The sequence below is a fragment of the Variovorax sp. P5_A3 genome (assembly GCF_056400665.1).
On record NZ_JBFUKW010000024.1, the window covers coordinates 25642 to 42746 of the forward strand.

A 17105-nucleotide genomic window follows, 5' to 3' on the forward strand; every position below is an offset into this window, starting at 1 on the left:
TCACACCTCCGTCAGGTTGCGGGGGTATGACAAGGCGGTCTTGGCGCCGGCCGCCTGATGGATCGCTGCCCGAATGCGTGGGTAGGTGCCGCAGCGGCAGATGTTCCCGGCCATCGCAGCGTCGATGTCCGCGTCGTTCGGCTTTGGGTTGGCAGCGAGCAGCGCGCAGGCCGACATGATTTGGCCCGATTGGCAGTAGCCGCACTGAGGGACGTCCGAGGCCAGCCAGGCGGCCTGGATCTTCTTGCCTGCAGGCGTGGCGCCGATCGCTTCGATCGTGGTGATCTTCTTGGAAACTGCCGCGGACACGGGCGTGAGGCAGGAGCGTGCCGGCTGTCCATCGATGTGGATCGTGCATGCGCCGCACAGTCCCATCCCGCATCCGAACTTGGTGCCGGTCATGCCCAGCACGTCGCGCAAGGTCCACAGCAGTGGCATGTCGTCGGGAACATCGATTGCGCGGTTTTTTCCGTTGACGTTGAGAGTGATCATCACGCTTCTCCTGGTCGGGGGGATGGAATCTCACCAGAGCGGGCGCATCATGTCCATTGGCCAAAGGTGTCGGCGACGGCTCGCTCGTCGGGATCAGGAGTTTGCCCGTCTGGATGCATCCCCGACGTTGACAAGGAGATTGATCGCGAGCAGACCCCACAAGGATTTGCTTGCGGGCTTCCCGTACCTCGGCTCGCCGCACAATGAACGATTTTCAGAGACGGTGACCACCACTTGACGCAGACGACAGAAGGCGCCGATGGCGCGATCGACGCAGTCATCGACTTCGAAGCCGCCTCCGAAGTCGTGGCAAGGCGCCTGATCGGCGTCACCGTGCTGGTCGATGGCATCGGAGGGCGGATTGTCGAAACGGAAGCCTACGACCGCGATGAGCCGGCCTCGCACAGCTTTGCGGGTCGCACGCCTCGCAATGCGTCGTTGTTCGGCCCACCAGGTCGCGCCTATGTCTATCGCTCGTACGGGATCCACTGGTGCCTGAACTTCGTCTGCCGCCCACTCGACCATGGCGCCGGAGTCCTGATTCGCGCGCTGGAACCCACGCACGGTCTCGAACAGATGCGTCAACGCCGGGGGCTCGAGAATCCGCGACTTCTGTGTGCAGGTCCGGGGCGGGTCGGACAGGCGCTCGGCATCGACGCAAGCTTCAATGGCATGCGGCTGGACGCACCGCCGTTTCGCCTGCTCGCGCCGCCGGGCGATCAGTCCGAACCCGTGCTGGTCGAAGGACCTCGCATCGGCATTTCGCGGGCCATCGACTTGCCCTGGCGCTTCGGTGAAAAGGGTTCGCGATTCCTGAGCAGACCGTTCAGGCAATGACAAGCATCGCTCACCGACGAGGGCTTCCCCAGCGCAAGTCGACATCACGCCTCAAGGCGGAAAACGCTTCGAACAAGACGCCGGATTCGCTAGGGCAGGCAAAAAAAGTGCAGCCGCGCGCGGCCCAGGCCTCGCACTCCTCGGACATCCGCGGCCTACCAGGCCATTGCGCACATGTCGCCGGATCATCACGAAGCCGTACGGGCCTTCGTCGAGAAGAGGGCGCCGAATTTCGGCGATTGAGAGCAGATGCAGGGACGCGGAGAAGCGCTGGTCTAGACGTTCACGGCTTCGCCATCGCCTTCAACGCGTTCAGCACTTCCTCAGCGGCTCGCCTCTCGTTGGGGGCAGCTCCGGCCAGATAAGGCTCGAGTACGAACAGCGTTTCCTTGTAGACCGAGTCCCATTTGCTCGTCGAAGGCACCCTGGCCTTGTGCTCGCCGAACTTGCCGATCAGGCTTGTCGCATTCGCGGCCAGCTTACCGGCTGCCAGCGCCTCGATCAGGCTCAGTTCGGTCAGGCCGACGACGCTCCAGAAGTCAGGCGCCTGCGTTGCGGCCTTCTGCAGGGATTTGCGTACCTCGTTCACCCGTTCCCGATTGAGCGACAGAGAGGCCTTTTCCAGGAAGGCACGGCGCAGCTCGCAGGCGATGCAATTCATCGCCGGATAGAACAGATTGTCCGCGCCGCTCTTGAGGCTGATCGCTTCGGCTTCGCCGTAGTGAACGATCGCCGCTGCCAGTGCCTTGCTGGCGTCCGAAGTCCGCTTCGCTCGCCATGCGGCCATCGAAACCCGCTTCTGCGCGGAGCCGAGCAGACTCTGGCGCTCGGCCGTCGACTTCAGCGCGACGACTTTTTCGAGCCGCTCGATGCCTTCTGCGAAATCGGCCGCGGCAAGATCCGGGTCGCTGGCGCCTTCGGCGCGCCGAACCAGCAAGTTTCCAAGTTGCTCGGCGACCTTGAACGACGCGCTGCCATCGGGAGCATCCACGGCAATGCGATACCACTCAATGGCTTTGCCGACTTCGCCCACGCTGGCGTAGGCCAGACCGAAGGCTTCCGCGATCGCCCCCATGCCGCCCCACATGGACGCAAACCGCGATTCGAGATACCGCACCTTGTCGAGTTGCGGCTGGGGTCTTGCAGTGTCGTACTCGCTGCCAATCGCCAGGTTCTCCAGCGCCAACTGGAGCGACACCGGCGAAGCCACGGAAGCGAAAGGATCGCCGACCGACGAGGCCGGCTTCTGGCCATCTGCGGCCTGACGGCGCCAAGCCCATTCCGGGTCGCCATAGCATTGGTACGCCGCCCAGGTATTGCCGCGCGGATTCTCGCGCCAAGCGGCGGTGCGCGCCGTCGAAACGGCCTCGATAAAGCGGGCGCCTCCCAAGAGTGATGCATAGAAGGTGGTGGCGAATTTTTCGGCGGGTCCATCCTCGACGGCCCAGCCCGCGGCAATGACACAGCGTACGCCAACCTGGATCAGCTCTTCGGCGATGTTCGCCGCAAATTCGGCCCTGTCGTAGGGCTTGAGCGCGGTAGCCGCATCGCGTCCGGCCAGGTGGCAGCAGTTGAGGAACACCAGTTCAGGCACGGTTCGCATCGAGCGCACTTCGTTGGCGCCGAGATAGGTGTCCGTGCCGGACAACACGACGCCGCCGTCCCGGGAGCCATGGCCCGCCACGTGGACCATGCGGTAGGGCCGCTCGAAGAGAGCGTTGATGATGGTCTGGGCGTCATCCTGCCCACTGAGCAGCGCACGAACCCGCTCGGCGCCGAGGCCCGTTCCCGCGTCGGCCAGCCGGGCCGCCACGGCAATGGCTTCCGCCCGGGCACCGGGCAGGCGCGGGTAGAGCGTCGGATCCACCTTCGGCTCGCCGATGACAAGGACGCTGTCCTCGACGCTCGCATCGGTCACCGCGCCGCGGAAATCCTCGAGGCGAAGTTTGCGCAGCAGCTTGCAGCGGATCGACCAGGGCCGCTTGTCGCCGGATTGCGCGTCGGGGTTGGTGTCGAGCAGTTCCCAGGGGATCACCGCACTGCCTGGATCGACCTCGATCACCATCTCGCCGGTGCCGGAAAGGAAGGGCTCCATCTCGACCGGAATCAGCAGGTTGAAGAGTGTGCGGCCGATCTGGGGGTCCTGGTTGGCGTCGTTCGAGGCTTTTTCGACCAGCTCGCGCAGCAGCGTGCTCTGCGCGTGCTGCGCGCGCACTTCGGTGCGCGCGCGCTTGGTGTCCAGTGTGTAGGCGATGCTGGGGAGCTCGTCCTTCGCCTGAACTGTCAGTGCACTGATGAAGTCATAGGCAGCACCGCGATAGCTCGACTCGAGCGAGCGCTTCAGCGCGCCGGGCCCGAACTGCACCATGCCCATCAACTTGAGGCGATTCGGTGCGGCGGCCTCCTGGAGCTGCAGCGCGCGCCAGGCATCCGCTGCACGTTCAAGGTACAGCTCCACGAATCTCAGGTGTCTCAACGAAGGCCAGCGGCTGCCCTGCAAGCGCAGATTGGCCTCGAGCGCACCCTGAGCGATCTGCTGGGCGGCAGTGCCTGCCGTGATGCCGGTGCCGCCGCTGCCAATCAGCGTCACGGCCATTTCGAACTGCGTGGCTTCCGGATCCTGCTCCGCAACGCGTTGCGCATAGGCCAGCACGGCCTGGCGCACGGTGCGAACCAGCTCGACAGCGCGCAGCTTTCCTTCCTCGCCCAGCCCGGCGACGATGGCCGCCTTCGGCCTCGCCATGTCGAACACATTGTCGGGGTCGTCGCGGCCGTTGCCGAAGATCTGGTGCGATCCGGGCGAGTCGGGATAGAGTCCGGCATCGAGCGACCGACTCATGGACTTGTTCACCAGCCTGTCGACCACGGCCTCGGTGCCCGTCAGCTTGATGGACCGGTAGTGGCCGAGCAGCAGTGGTTCGCGTACGAACTTCAGGTCGCCGTTGTAGACCGACACCTGCAACGAATTGCCGGGGCGGAGCGCGCGTTGCGCTTCCCCTCCGTCCTCACGCGCAAGGCCGAGCATGTCCGAGGGGCTGGAAGGCGGACGCGAGGATTGCAGTCCGCGTGACGGCCGGCTACGCACGAGCGATGCGGCGGCCGGCATGGCAGCCGCCTGCGTCGAACCCCGGGTCGGCGGGGCGAGCGTTTCGAGCAGACGTGTTTCGCCGGTCGTCAGCAGTTCAACGTAGGCCGGGAAAGCACTCGCCACTTCCGGCAGCTTGCCATGCACGGCATCCAGCTTCCAGGTCCGTACCCCCGGCAGCAAGGCGCTCGACAGCACCACGCGTCCATCACCGCCGTCGATACTGTCCACGTAGGTCAGACCTTCGGGGCCGAAGCTGATGCCGGCGGGGGTGAAGTCGGCATGACCCACGACGAGCAGCATCTTCTGCGCATCGGCGCCAAGCGCGGCGGCCTGTGCGTCCAGCCGCTTGCGCAAGTTCACCGCCTGGTCGAGCACGGCCTGAGGCGGGGCACCCCACTCGTAGACTGTCTGCTGGGGCCCCATGTCGTGCCAGATCGCGTGGTCCGACAGGTGCGCCATGTCATCGTCGGCCAGCTTTTGCCAACTGGAGGCCTTGTCGAGCCCGAGCGCCGTGTCGAGCAGCGCGGCCTGCAGCTGGATGAAGCCCGGCATGGCAGCCATCATCTTGCGCGCGCCGCCGTTGTCGAACAGCGAGCCGAAGGCGACCAGCGAGTTTCCGAAAGTGTCGTCACCGGACAACGTCTGCATGGGCGCCCAGGAGCCGGCGTTGGGCGTGCCCAGCATCAGAAGGCGGGCGCCGTCACGTGCCATCAGGCGCTGCCACGTATCGGGTCGTTCGAGCTGCATCGTGCGCGCGACCAGCCCGCCCATCGAGTGGGCGACCAGACGCACCGGCTGGCGGCTCGAGGCGCGTGCGATCAGTGCCTGATCCACCGCGTCCGCCAAGCGGTGGGCCTCGTCTTCGATAGGTCTGCGCCAGTCGAACGCGAACGGAATCACCTCATGCGTGTCGGCCAGACGATCGATCAGGTCCTCGTAGACGCCGTCGATGGGCCCGTCGGGTTCCACCCTGGCAGCGGTGGCCGGGTCCCAGGCCAGGCGCTTGAGCCCGTTCAGGAAACGGAAGCCCAGCCAGATGCGCTTGCCATCCAGCTTCAGATTGGATCCCAGGATACCGGGTAGCACGAAGACGGCTGGCCGATCGGCTGCTGCGGCGCCGCCCTCGGCTCCGCGCGAACGGGCCACGGCCCTCTCGCCACGAACGCCGCCGGCATCCTGGCCAGCCCACGACAGGGGACCGATGGCCTCGAACTCGGCCGGCTGGTCGCGCAACAGCGCACTGGCGATGGCGGCCACGGTACGGTCGTTGGAAAAATAGTTGAAGTGCGAGACCTTCCCACCGCGGTCGAGGAGGAAGGTCGCGCCAGCGCCGTTGGTGGTGACGCGACGCTGACCGCCACCGTACATCGAGCGCGTCTGGACGATGAGGTCGTTGTCGGTCCAATAGAAGGCGTCGGACAGCAGGGTCTTGACCCAGGAGCGGATCGAGTCGCCCTCGATGTCTCCTGCAATCACGCGCAACTCACCGGGAAGAGGCTCGCTGCCAGCATTGAGCCATGCGACGACCGGGCTCGCGGGCGTCATGGCCTCGAGGCCGGGCAGTTCGGTCGGGTCGGCACGGCGGCGCGCGACCTCGTTCAGGAAACCGAGCAGCTCCGGAGCGACCGGCACGCCACCGAGCTCCAGCGCCCACTTGAAGACGGAGAGGTAGGCATCCAGTCGATTCGATGCCAGCAGCGTTCCGCGTGCCGGGCAGGCTGCGCGGACCACGCGCTCGACCTTCAGGCCTTTGCCTTGCACGGTCTTGATCAGCAGGTCGAGATCCTTCAGGTGCTGCGCGTAGCGCGGGTCGGCGAAGAGCGAGCGTTCGTCCTCGCTGGGCTTTCCGCCGCATGCGCGCGCCAGCACTTCGGCGACCAGCCCGCCGCGCGAATGCGTGAGAAGATGAAGTCGGGCACCGGGCGGCAGGGCGCTGGCGAGCGTCAAGGCATTGGCGATCGGGCTCTGGCCCATCGTCGGATGGTCCAGCGCATACACCCGATCACGATAGAACCCGAACAGATCGCGTACGACTTGCGGGTTCAGTTCCCAGAGCTTGCCGAAACTGCTGATCGTGTCCACGAACGTGCCGTGCACGAGGATCAGCAAGGGGCCGCCGTCGTCGGCCGCGGCGACGGCTTGTTGCTTCAGGCCGCTGTCCTTCAGGCGCTTCGGCAGCGCGTCGCCCGCCAGTTGGTAGACGCCGGGGTCGACCGCGCCGTCCAGCTTCTTCGTGATCGCCGCGCTCGCGAGCGAGACGGCAGGATCCTTGCCCGGGCTCAGCACCCTGAACCCGCTCAGCAGCGCCTCGCCCAGCCAGCCGCGCGTGGCGCCTCGCGTGCTCGCCGCTTCCAAGCCTGGCCACCCGAGTTGGCTGGACACCGTCACCTCGTCGCCCGCGCCCGCGCCGATCGCGCTGCGGGTGATGCCGGGATTCTGGGCGCGCAGCAGGTCTCGTGCGGCCTCGGGGCTCAGCACGAGGGTCGGCCCGTTCGCGATCGTCAGCTCGACGACATCCTCGCCCGGCCGCACGGTCGTTCGCTGCGCCTTGCCGCCATCGCGCGTGGCGCCTACCCGGACTGACGCCTTGACCTTTTCCTGAGTTGAAGGCGCGGCTGCATCGGCCTGGCCGGCAACGACGAAAGTGATGTCCGGGCCGCGACTCGCCATGGCTACTCCTCATGTTCCTATTTCAAATGTGGAACGTCCAACGCGGGCCACGGCGCCCTCGGCGCACGGCTGGCATTGCCGGAGGATTTATCCCATATCGAATCGTGCGATGCATCCCTAATTCGGGCTACGCCGAAAGGCCGAGCAGGATGCGACGGCGACATTGCTCGACTTCGCGAAGGCGGCGCATCGTCGGTGCTACCCTCATCGTCGAGTTCTTCCATTGACCCACGATTGCGAGAAGACACCATGTACCGCCAATCCGAGATTTTTTTCGACGACATCCGCCAGAACATGATCGACTGGCGCCGCGACATCCACGCCAACCCCGAGACCGCCTTCGAGGAGACTTCGACACGGATGCGTGGAAGTGCCCGATGGCCTGCGCACATCAATGGAGGGCATCTCGAATGACGGAAAAAAGCTGGGACAGAGTGCCGATCGACGCGCAAAGTGTCGACGCGCCCTTGTCGCGAGCCGCCGTCTTTCTTGTGGTCACCGTCGCCAACGAGCAGGCCGCTCTCGTCAACATTTGCTCGGCGCTCGACAGTCTTGACGATCTCGTCAAGACTGTCGGGTTTCGTGATCTTTCTGCCAAGCTGTCATGCATCGTCGGCATCGGCCGTGATCTCTGGGATCGTCTCCATGTCGACAAGCGCCCGCAGGAGCTGAAGCCGTTTTCACCGATCCAGGGCGCGGTTCACGCAGCCCCCGCGACGCCGGGCGATCTTCTTTTTCATATCCGATCCGAACGTCCCGATGTGTGCTTCGAATTCGAGCGCATCTTGCTCGACACTCTCGGTGCCAGCGTGAGCGTCGTCGATGAAGTGTCGGGCTTTCGCTATTTTGATGCACGCGACCTTCTGGGCTTTGTTGACGGCACCGCCAACCCCACCGGCCTCGATCTACCGGCCTCGGCACTGGTCGGCAATGAGGACGCGGAGTTCGCGGGAGGCAGCTATGTCGTCGTCCAGAAGTATCTGCATGATCTGAGCGCGTGGGCGCAGACCCCGACGCCTCTCCAGGAGGAGATCATCGGTCGCACGAAGATAGACAACATCGAAATCGACGACGACGACGCGCCACGCAAGTCTCACAAGTCGCTGGCCACGATCGTGGATGGCGACGGCAACGAACACGACATCCTGCGCGACAACATGCCGTTTGGCCGGCCCGGACAGCGCGAATTCGGCACCTATTTCATCGGCTATTCGCGATACCTCTGGGTCATCGAGAAAATGCTGCAACGCATGTACATCGGCGATCCCCCGGGCGCGTACGATCGGCTGCTGGATTTCTCGACGCCGCACACGGGCACCACATTCTTCGCGCCAGCGCGTCCGACGTTGCAAGCGGTTGCCCAGGCTGCGCAGAAAAAGTTTGCGACGGCTCAAGCATCTGGCACGCCATCGCGTTGAAGAAGGACGCGCCCCCAGCGCGCTTCAGCCGCGGCGGTACTCGTGCGGCGTCTTGCCGGTCCAGCGCAGGAAGGCGTGCCGGAAGTTTGCGGCATCGCTGTAGCCGAGCCGGCTGGCGATGTCCTCGGTGGTCATGCGCGTCTTGCGCAGATACTCGATGGCCAGGCCCTGGCGCACGCCGGCAAGGATCTCCCGATACGAGGTGCCCTGCGCTTCCAGCCTGCGCCGCAATGTTCGCGGCTCCATCGCCAATCTTGAGGAAAAAGCCATGCTGAAGATGGCCATTGGTTTTGGCTTGCTGGGCATATGCCTGATGGGACTGGAGGACTATCGAAGCATGCAGCTCCAAGGTCGGCGTACCGGCGAACAGGCTCTGTTGCTGACCGGGCTCGAATCGTTGCGTAGCCCGTCTGTTTCGCAGCTGATCGTAGATTGGCGCCTGACTTATCCCGAGCCCAATGAGGATCGACTTGCCGAGTTGCGCGATCTGGCCGTGCAGTTGAAGGCCAATCCGGATGCGCTCGACAAGCCTCGGGCTTCGCACACAGGCGCCATCGCCGCGCAGGGCTGCGGCAGCGCTACAACGCGGGAGGAGCTTGGCTGTACCGGGCGGCTTCTCTGCGAACACGATCGTTTGGCAGCCGCTCGCTGAAGTAGCGCTGGCTGTTCAGCATCGACACCTCGAATGACAGCATGCGTCTACATGTCGATCTCCGATGTACGACGCAACACTTGATTGATGCTGGGCAATCGACGCTCAGACTTGAGCTGGATTCAAAAATGCCCGGAGACGGCTACGGCGACTTGCTCTCCTTCATCCACGTGACCCGTGAGGGCAGTTTCACCCGTGCCGCCGCGACAGGGCTACGCGTACTACTGGAAGACGCACTCGCATCCCGGCTCGACCTTCAGGTACACCACCAGCAGCCTGCTGGACCTGATGCGCTGGGATGCCACCGACCGGATCGAGCTGATCGACAGGCCGCTGCTGATGATCGCCGGCAGCAGGCCGACAGCCTGTACATGAGCGAGGATGCGTTCGTCAGAGCCTCCGGCATCAAGGACAAGGAACTGTTCAGGATCGATGGCGCCACGCACATCGAAAGCTACTGGGTTCCGAAGTATGTGGATGCCGCGATGGGCAAGCTGACGGCGTTCTACGCGAAGACTTTGTGAGCGCAGCAGGGACGCCGCCGGCACCGCCCTACCAGCGCACCTTGATGCCGAGCGAAGCCTGCACGGAGGACTTCACGCTGGCATCGCCGCCGATGTCCCACAGGTGACCGATTTCCCCGTAGAGGCTCGTCGCCGGTGTCAGCGCCAGGGTCGCGCCGGCAGCCACTTCGGCGGCGCTGTAGCCGCCTGCGCTCGCGATGACGGTCGCTCCCGCCGGTCCGATGAAGGTGGCCGCGTCATCGCCGAAACTGGCGTGGTACAGGTTCAGGCGCCCATAGGGCTGCAGCCGTCCGGCGCTCGTGAGCACGGCCCTCCCGTTACTTAACGCTAGTCACGCCGGGGTCCTGACCTGGGCGCCGGGCGGCGCTAACGGCGGTTCCGGCAACTGGAATACCACCACGTCGAACTGGAACGGCGGCACTATTGCCTGGAGCAACACGACGCCGCCCAACGATGCCGTTTTCGGCGGGAGCGCCGGGACCTTAACCCTTACCGCGCCGATCAGCGTAGGGAACACGGCCTTCAATACAAGCGGTTATGTCCTCAATGCCGGTCAACTGACGCTTGCTGGCACTGGGGGCTTTTTGATCGATATGGACCAGTGGGACAACTTCCCGCGCGCAACAAGTTCGCGCCTGAATTGAGGACGAGACGTACGCAGCTCGGTGACGCTGGCCGAGGCAGTTGTGAGCGGAGCCTTGTCGACTGCTTACTACACGGTCTCCTGGATTCAGTTGGGCCTCTCCCACGATCGCACCTCCTCCGGTTTGTGTTTCGAGAGGTCCGTCCGGCTTGGCGACATCCCGCGAGCAAAATCAATTGACCAAGCCGCAATCGACACATGCGCCAGTGCTCTCTGTTTAAAGCAAAACGGCGGCCCGTTCAGGGCCGCCATTGAGTTTCAGACCAGCGTCGTGCCGGAGTCGATCAGGGTTGCAGCTCGATCTCGCCCGGCCGCCAGGTCTTGTTGAACCACGGTTCCAGCGGACCGTAGAGGCGCAGGAGCATGAACCAGCCCTTGCCTGGAATCGTCTGCACCCAGTTGTTCTCCATTCCCGATGGGGCCTTGGGGCCGAAGTAGACATCCACCGAGCCGTCCGCATTGGTCTTGACGCCCTTGCTCTGGCTGCTGACGCTCGGGGCCTTCTGGTCGGTTTGCACCATCGAGCGGGTCTGGTTGTCGTAGACGATGACCGACCAGAAATCCTTGACCGGGACGTTGGGCGGCAGGCGCAGCTTGTAGTTCTTGCCGCCATCCAACGGATTGCCCTTCGCATCCTGGACCGACCAGGGGTACTGCGACCCACGGCCCACCATCTTTTCCTCCATCGCCGGCGTCACGGCGATGGCGAAGTAGTAGAAGAAGACGGCACCGTCCAGGTTGCTGACACCGGGCGCCGACTCGAACTTGTAGCCGCCCAGGAACGGCAGGCGCCACGCACTGTCCGGATAGAAATACGCATCCTTCGGGCGAATCTTGAAGGCGATCGTGCGTGCCGTCACCGCGCCGATGTTGGCGGCGTCGGTGAGGATCTTCTTCATCCGCTCATCGGGCGCAAAGGGCTTGCCCTTGACGATGCCGATCGAGGCGAATAGGCCCAAGGTGGTGGGATCAGAACCCTCCGCCGGCTCTTCCTGGATGACTTGGTTCAACAGGTTCCAGAACGAGTAGTCGCCCGGCGAGACGAAGTTCGCAGGAAGCCCGGACGCATTGACGAACTTCATCTGCGGCGGGTTGGCGGCTTCGGCCAGGGGATAGAGGCGCAGGTTCTTCTTGGCCGATTCGACCGCAGGTTGGGTGGAGCCATCTACGAGGAAAGAGCGAAAGACGAAGTAGCTGCCGAAGGTGCTCGGCCGCAAGACGTGATACCCGGCTGGTATGTCGCCCTTGAATCCGGGCGGCAACAGGAGGTACTTGCCGCCCTCGCCCTTGTCGGCCCCGGTGATGCCGATGTCGCCCACCCACTTGTACCAGAAGTCATCGACCGTCCCGAGCACCTTGGGCGGAATCTCTGCCACCACCGGACCCTTGCGCGTGTCGACCCACATGAAGTTGTAGATCGTGTTGTCGTTGCCGGTCAGGGCGACGGTCTTCGAATCCATCAGGCCTTCCCAGATCACGTTGGTCTGGTTATCGGGGCCGAACTTTCGCAGCGATTCGCGCATGCCGGCCTGATTGACGATCGGGATCGCGAGCAGATAGGCCTGAAGGGCGCGCGAACGGTCCAGGTTGTCGTAGATCTTGTCGACGGTTTCGGCCGACGGGTAGCCGTAGTCGAGGTTCAGCGTCCCGATCGAGGATTCGATCTTGTTCGGCACGGCGACGCCCGGCGCGATAGGTGTCGTCATCTTGTAGGGCTGTGCGGAAGCCGTCGTGGCTAAGGCCGCGGCGATCACCATGCCAAACAGCAGCTGTTTCATAACTTTTCGAGTCCTTTGTAGATCGGTTGGCCGTTTGGATTGCCAGTGCTGGTCAATGCTTCCTGACGCCACCCAATTGATGATCTTTAACGGCTGGTTTAGGAGCAGACGCTTGTGGGTTGTGACGGCACTTCGTCAAAAAGAAGAAGTCCAGGTTCGCTGAGGCCGCATCGCCGATTCCATTTGCTACTTGCGGACGACTGCAGCGCCGCTGGGCCCGGCGCAGCCCGCGCGGTAAACGCCATTGACGCAGGTGACCCTCGGTGGCGGGGGCTTCTTGACCACGATCGCGCCGTTCGGGCCGGAACAGCCCGCGCGATAGACGCCCTTGACGCACGCGCTCGCCGAGGCATGCAACGGCAGCAGGGCCATCATCCCCAAAGCTGACGTCGCAGCCAGTAAGTATCTGCACTTCAAAGATTGCTCCTGGTAAAGGCTGGCGACCAGAATACCGACAAAGGCATTTGCGCGCACCTTCCCTTTCGGGCAGTAGCTACCGAAGTTCCTCCAATCGCCGAGCCAGTTATTCATTGCACAACAAGCACTTGGCCAATCTGCAGAAGCTGCTGCAGGCGAAATAGCATCGGCCGGGCGGCCCGGTCGGCGCGTCCGTCAGCCGTTCAGCCCGGCCGGACGCGCGATGTCCCTCACGATCTCGCGCAGCAGCGTGGTCGCGGCCGGCGAAAGCAGGCGCCCGTGGCGCGACACCACTTCCACGCGCCCCTGCGACAGCAGCGGGTTCTTCATCGGCAGCGCCACCACGCGTTTGCTGTTCACATGCGGCGGCAGCGACATGCGGGTACTCAACGCATAGCCCAGTCCCGCCACCACGAAGTGGCCGATGGCGTTGAATGAGGTGGTGGTGAGCGTCGTCTGCAGGCGCACGCCCTCGCTGATCTCGGCTGCCTCGATGTGCTGGCGCACGCCGAAGCCGCGCTGCAGCATGGCGCCAGGGTAGGGCGCCAGGTCGGCGAGCTTGAGCGGCCGGTCCAGCCCCGCGAGGGGTGCAGCCAAAAAGCAAAATAAACGAGCATGAAGCGCGAGATAATTCGCCTGTCGGCGTCAGGGCGAGTGTCCTGCCGTCCGGCAACGGCATTCCTGTTGTCGACAGCAAACCTTCAATGAGCATGATCCTTCGGGCTTGGACGTTCTGGATACTTACGGCTTTACGCGAAGAATGCCGCGAGCATCTGGAGCGAACCAAGCTCAAAGAGTACAGGGCCGTCCCAGGCTGTCAGCGCGCCGTCGCGTTGTTCAGGGATCTTGGCGACGGAAGCACACAGGTCACATTTCTATCGGTCTGGAATTCGTTCGCACACATTCGCGCGCACATCGGCGATGACATTCTGAAGTCAACTATCGATCCAGCCGATCGCGGCAAGCTTCTCGACCGCGAGCCGACCGTGCTTCACTATGAAGTGACTGATCGGAACGCCATGGGCATGATGCCTCCTGAGTGGAGGCCGCTGGTTCAGCCATCGGGCCACCACTAACAATGTCACCACAGCTTCGGCGTTTCTCGATCACGGCGGTTTCAAGATCCACGGGAAGCGAGCCGGTCTAGTCGGATTCGAGTTCAGCTCTCGGTGCCGGCTCATTCACCTCGATCCAGCATGCAAAGATCGGGTGCCCACCCACGATCATGGGTGGGCCAGCGCGATGTGCGCGGAAACCTTCGCGGCGCAACAGCCGCTCGACGCCGAGCGGCGAGACGGTGATGATGCGCTCCACGCCGTTGCGACGCGCAATCGTCAATGCCTCTTCCAGCAACGCAACCGCCACCGGGGAAGAAAACTGGTGAAGTGCGCTGCCCTGTGTGGCCGCGAAGTCCACCGCGGCAAATCGAGAAAGCTCCCAGATTCTGGGATCACACGGAACAGGCTCGCCGCCGAGCAGTTGGGGGAAAATGTCCCCGAGCAGATAGGGTCGATCCGTTGGAAGCAGCCTCGCGGTGCCCACGATGTTCTGATTGCCGTCGCGAGCGGCCAGATAGAGCGTGTCCTCGCGGTCGAACTGGTCTCGTTCCTGGCCATCCTCGGTCACGAGATCCCAGCCAAGTGTCTCGACGAACACCTTGTGGCGGTAGCGTGCGACGTCTTCGAGCATGCGTTGCGCCATCGCGCCCGGCTTTCCAGCCAAAATTTCCATTGCCATAGATTGTTCCCGGTTGTAAATCGGGACGATTTCAGCCTCCATGACGCGCTGGCGAAACTATCATTTTTGAGAGGTCAGGCGGCGTAGCGCTCGCACACCGCCCGAAAGGCCGGCGTGTTCCAGTCGAAGCCGTCGATGAAGCTGGCCAGAACCTGCAGGCTCTCGTTCCACGGCAACGCGCAACGATCGCGGCCGAGCAACAGGACGTTGGTGCGTGGCAGGCCGAGTCGGCGGACCCGGAGGAGGGGCGATGCGGCGTCTTCGAGATGCCAATCCCATCCGAGGCTCAGACGAGGCTGCTGCGGGCAGATCCACTCCGTATAGCCTGATATCGCAATGCTCGCTCCACATGAGGGCGCCTCGCCGCTCGTGTCGTCGTCGAGACCGGACACCAGATGGGTCAGGTGCAGGCGGTCGAGATCTGCGCGCGGGATTCGAAGCAGACCATCAGGTAAGGATAGGTTCATTTAATTGGCTCCTGGGTTGCACCGGTCGAGTCCACGCCCGGCGCCTGGAATGAGCTTGCACGGCCGGTCGGGCCATCAGGTAAGGGCGTCCGAACGCCGAGCACCGAATTGCGGCGAATCGCACGAACGGCTCTGCTTTCGGGCCCTCCCACCGCGCACGCAACACCGGTCTCTGTCTGTTTCGGCTAGATTGGCGGCTGGCCGATGAGGCATGGCAGCTCGCATGGCTGCCACTCGCCCCGCGCTCAATTTCCGTGCGACCGAGGGACTTCATGTCAAGCTTCCACCCGTGCCCAGCCCCATGCGTGCGTTCAATGAAAATCTGCTGACGGCCCTCGACCGGGCCCACAGCGAAGACGTCGTCTTCGAGGCGTTGCTGGCTGCGGCCCGCGAACTGGGATTCGAGCACTGCGCGTACGGCCTTCGGCTTGCGGTGCCCGTATCCAACCCGAAAGTCATCACGCTCAACAACTACCCCAAAATGTGGCAGGAGAGGTACCAGAAGGCCGGCTACCTCGCCATCGACCCGAGCGTCAGGCACGGCAGCCTCAGTCAGCGGCCGCTGCTGTGGACCGATGCTGTGTTTGCGTCGACCCCGCAACTGTGGGCCGAGGCCAAAGAGCAGGGATTGCGGGTCGGCTGGGCCCAGTCGAGCCTGGACGGCTTTGGAGTCGGAGGAATGCTGACGCTGTCCCGATCGGGCGAGGCACTGAGCGTGGGCGAACTCGAGACGAAGGAGAACGAGATGCGGTGGCTCGTCCAGGCGGCCCATCTGTCGCTCTCGCGATTGCTGAAGCCCAAGTACGCAGTGCAGCCCGAGGTCGCGCTCACGCCGCGCGAAATCGAGGTGCTCAAATGGAGTGCCGACGGCAAGACGGCCGCGGAGATTGGCGACATCCTCTCCATCTCCATCCCGACGGTCAACTTTCATATCAAGAACGCGGTTCAAAAAATGAAGGCGGCCAACAAGACGGCCGCCGTCGTACAGGCCCTCATGGCAGGCCTGCTGAACTGATCGCGCCGGCACTCTCCCAGTCCAGCCATCCGACCCTGAGGCTGGGCCGGCAGCGCTACTTTCTCACAGAGCGGTCTGGCGCGATGCGGTTTTCTCTCCCAACCTACCAATATTGCTAGTTATCCCGGGACGCGCGCTCGCCTCCAATCGAGGTCATGAATCTTGTCGCGTTACGCCCCAAGCGGTCAGGTGCTGCGGCTGTGTCTCGCCATCTCATGCGCCAGCAACCGCCATCTTCCGGCGGCGTCGGTCGCGAGCTGTATGCCCGGACAAGGACTTGCGTGAAGACTCGCGAAGCGCTTGGGGCGCGGCAAGAGGCAACGCTTGAACAGAGCACAGGTCGCCCATGACGCCACTCTTTGGAAGCGCCGAAATTCGCGTCCACCTTGCGCCAGGGACATTGATCGCGTGCGAAGTGAGGCGCCTGTGGCTCAGACCGCTGATCACCCGAAAGGCGCACTTTGGCTTCGACGCTGGAGAGCGGGAGCCCGCGATGGCCGCACTGGCCGCCTGGATCGGGCAGGGCCCCCCAGGTCGAGCGCTCACGTGGATCATCGGAGCGAGTGAAGTGCAGTACTTCGTCCTTCCGTGGTCGCCAGCGCTCATCGATCGAGGCCTGCGTGATGCCTACGCCCGCGCGCGTTTCGAGCAACTCTTCGGCCAGGACGCAGCGCAAGCGGCCTTCTACTTCTCAACGCCCTCGGACGACAACGGCCAACTCGTTTCCTGTGTTCCGATCGAGCTGCCCGAAGAGCTTGCCGCCTTCGCGCGTCGGACCGGGTGCGAACTTGCTGGCATCAAGCCATCCGTCCCCATGGTGTGGGATCAGTTTCGCGACGTCCTGGAGACGGAGCGGGGCACCCTTTGCATCGTCGACGGCGATCGACAAGCCATCGTTCGTCACGACAAAAAGCGCATCAAGGAAATCACCGTCAAACCCTCATCCAGGGCGGTTTCAGCCACCTCGAGGCGAGAAGGCGTTTTCAGGCGGTTCTCGAACGATCCGTCCCCCGTGCCGACGCCTGCGTCCACCTCGGACCTCAGGCTTCCCGCACAGCCGGGCTTTGTTGCTGCGCAGGACGCCGCCTATGCCTTTGCGCTATGCGGCGCGCTGTGACTCTGGGAAGCTTCTTCACTGAGCATTGGCGAATCGCACCGGCACGCCCATGCGCGCGGATCCCAGTCGTCGAGAAAGACCTGGAGGTAATACTGCGCGACTTCCTCGTTGTGGATGATCAGACCCGCATCGCGGTTGCGCAGGACGCCGTCGCCCGACCAGTTGGTGCTGCTCACCAGCACTGTTTTCCCGTCCACGATGATTCCCTTGCTGTGGATGCGGCCCGGCGAGTCGATCGCTTGCGTTGGTG

At 63.8% G+C, this 17105-nt stretch carries 17 protein-coding genes and 2 pseudogenes; 9 read left to right on the forward strand and 10 right to left on the reverse strand.

The window, feature by feature from the left end; all coding sequences use genetic code 11:
• Positions 1 to 492 carry a (2Fe-2S)-binding protein gene (locus tag AC1D3B_RS28100; protein ID WP_478193955.1) on the reverse strand — a complete coding sequence of 164 codons (492 nt, stop codon included), beginning with the start codon at positions 490 to 492 and terminating at the stop codon, positions 1 to 3.
• 234 nt (positions 493 to 726) lie between these two features.
• Here AC1D3B_RS28100 and AC1D3B_RS28105 point away from each other — a divergent pair, with 234 nt between their 5' ends.
• Positions 727 to 1329: a DNA-3-methyladenine glycosylase gene (locus tag AC1D3B_RS28105; protein ID WP_478193956.1), complete on the forward strand. Its 603-nt coding sequence runs from the start codon at positions 727 to 729 to the stop codon at positions 1327 to 1329.
• A gap of 283 nt (positions 1330 to 1612) precedes the next feature.
• Here the strand turns inward: AC1D3B_RS28105 and AC1D3B_RS28110 are convergent, their stop codons facing one another.
• Positions 1613 to 7087: a CHAT domain-containing protein gene (locus AC1D3B_RS28110; RefSeq protein ID WP_478193957.1), complete on the reverse strand. Its 5475-nt coding sequence runs from the start codon at positions 7085 to 7087 to the stop codon at positions 1613 to 1615.
• A gap of 249 nt (positions 7088 to 7336) precedes the next feature.
• Between AC1D3B_RS28110 and AC1D3B_RS28115 the strand changes: the two genes are divergently transcribed.
• Positions 7337 to 7501, forward strand: coding sequence for a hypothetical protein (locus AC1D3B_RS28115; RefSeq protein WP_478193958.1), 165 nt, complete (start codon positions 7337 to 7339; stop codon positions 7499 to 7501).
• Positions 7498 to 8505: a Dyp-type peroxidase gene (locus tag AC1D3B_RS28120; protein ID WP_478193959.1), complete on the forward strand. Its 1008-nt coding sequence runs from the start codon at positions 7498 to 7500 to the stop codon at positions 8503 to 8505. Before AC1D3B_RS28115 ends, AC1D3B_RS28120 begins: the two co-directional genes overlap by 4 nt.
• A gap of 24 nt (positions 8506 to 8529) precedes the next feature.
• On the opposite strand, the pseudogene AC1D3B_RS28125 reads toward AC1D3B_RS28120, so the two are convergent.
• Positions 8530 to 8757, reverse strand: a pseudogene (locus AC1D3B_RS28125) (helix-turn-helix domain-containing protein); the annotation flags it as partial.
• A gap of 16 nt (positions 8758 to 8773) precedes the next feature.
• On the opposite strand from AC1D3B_RS28125, the gene AC1D3B_RS28130 reads away from it, so the two are divergent.
• Together AC1D3B_RS28130 and AC1D3B_RS28135 are read left to right on the forward strand one after the other, a co-directional pair.
• Complete coding sequence (locus tag AC1D3B_RS28130) at positions 8774 to 9157, forward strand: hypothetical protein (protein WP_478193960.1); 384 nt, start codon at positions 8774 to 8776, stop codon at positions 9155 to 9157.
• 204 nt (positions 9158 to 9361) lie between these two features.
• Positions 9362 to 9681, forward strand: a pseudogene (locus tag AC1D3B_RS28135) (alpha/beta hydrolase); the annotation flags it as partial.
• Between the two features lie 28 nt (positions 9682 to 9709).
• Here the strand turns inward: AC1D3B_RS28135 and AC1D3B_RS28140 are convergent.
• The gene (locus AC1D3B_RS28140; protein WP_478193961.1) at positions 9710 to 9988 is read right to left on the reverse strand and encodes an autotransporter domain-containing protein; all 279 of its coding nucleotides are present in this window, start codon (positions 9986 to 9988) and stop codon (positions 9710 to 9712) included.
• Here AC1D3B_RS28140 and AC1D3B_RS28145 point away from each other — a divergent pair.
• Positions 9981 to 10325, forward strand: coding sequence for a hypothetical protein (locus AC1D3B_RS28145; protein WP_478193962.1), 345 nt, complete (start codon positions 9981 to 9983; stop codon positions 10323 to 10325). The two genes, AC1D3B_RS28140 and AC1D3B_RS28145, sit on opposite strands and share 8 nt — an antisense overlap.
• A 283-nt stretch (positions 10326 to 10608) precedes the next feature.
• Here the strand turns inward: AC1D3B_RS28145 and AC1D3B_RS28150 are convergent, their stop codons facing one another.
• From AC1D3B_RS28150 to AC1D3B_RS28160, 3 genes are all read right to left on the reverse strand, one after another.
• Positions 10609 to 12102 (reverse strand): DUF1254 domain-containing protein, encoded by a 1494-nt coding sequence (locus AC1D3B_RS28150; protein ID WP_478193963.1) that lies wholly within the window; start codon positions 12100 to 12102, stop codon positions 10609 to 10611.
• A 186-nt stretch (positions 12103 to 12288) separates the two neighbouring features.
• Positions 12289 to 12633 carry a hypothetical protein gene (locus AC1D3B_RS28155; RefSeq protein ID WP_478193964.1) on the reverse strand — a complete coding sequence of 115 codons (345 nt, stop codon included), beginning with the start codon at positions 12631 to 12633 and terminating at the stop codon, positions 12289 to 12291.
• Positions 12634 to 12714: 81 nt separating this feature from the next.
• Positions 12715 to 13116: a LysR substrate-binding domain-containing protein gene (locus tag AC1D3B_RS28160; RefSeq protein WP_478193965.1), complete on the reverse strand. Its 402-nt coding sequence runs from the start codon at positions 13114 to 13116 to the stop codon at positions 12715 to 12717.
• 107 nt (positions 13117 to 13223) lie between these two features.
• On the opposite strand from AC1D3B_RS28160, the gene AC1D3B_RS28165 reads away from it, so the two are divergent.
• Entirely contained in the window at positions 13224 to 13595 is a 372-nt protein-coding gene (locus AC1D3B_RS28165; RefSeq protein WP_478193966.1) for an antibiotic biosynthesis monooxygenase family protein, read from the forward strand.
• A 67-nt stretch (positions 13596 to 13662) separates the two neighbouring features.
• Here AC1D3B_RS28165 and AC1D3B_RS28170 read toward each other — a convergent pair whose 3' ends face one another.
• Both AC1D3B_RS28170 and AC1D3B_RS28175 read right to left on the reverse strand, forming a co-directional pair.
• A complete protein-coding gene (locus AC1D3B_RS28170) occupies positions 13663 to 14298 on the reverse strand; it encodes an acyl-homoserine-lactone synthase (RefSeq protein WP_478193967.1) in 636 nt (211 codons plus the stop codon).
• 32 nt (positions 14299 to 14330) lie between these two features.
• Positions 14331 to 14723, reverse strand: coding sequence for a DUF4902 domain-containing protein (locus AC1D3B_RS28175; protein ID WP_478193968.1), 393 nt, complete (start codon positions 14721 to 14723; stop codon positions 14331 to 14333).
• 301 nt (positions 14724 to 15024) lie between these two features.
• Here AC1D3B_RS28175 and AC1D3B_RS28180 point away from each other — a divergent pair, with 301 nt between their 5' ends.
• Complete coding sequence (locus AC1D3B_RS28180; protein WP_478194015.1) at positions 15025 to 15738, forward strand: autoinducer binding domain-containing protein; 714 nt, start codon at positions 15025 to 15027, stop codon at positions 15736 to 15738.
• Positions 15739 to 16231: 493 nt separating this feature from the next.
• On the forward strand, positions 16232 to 16855 hold the full coding sequence (locus tag AC1D3B_RS28185) for a hypothetical protein (protein ID WP_478193969.1): 624 nt from the start codon (positions 16232 to 16234) through the stop codon (positions 16853 to 16855).
• On the opposite strand, the gene AC1D3B_RS28190 is transcribed toward AC1D3B_RS28185, so the two are convergent.
• Entirely contained in the window at positions 16825 to 17091 is a 267-nt protein-coding gene (locus AC1D3B_RS28190; protein ID WP_478194016.1) for a phospholipase D-like domain-containing protein, read from the reverse strand. The two genes, AC1D3B_RS28185 and AC1D3B_RS28190, sit on opposite strands and share 31 nt — an antisense overlap.
• Positions 17092 to 17105 lie beyond the last annotated feature (14 nt).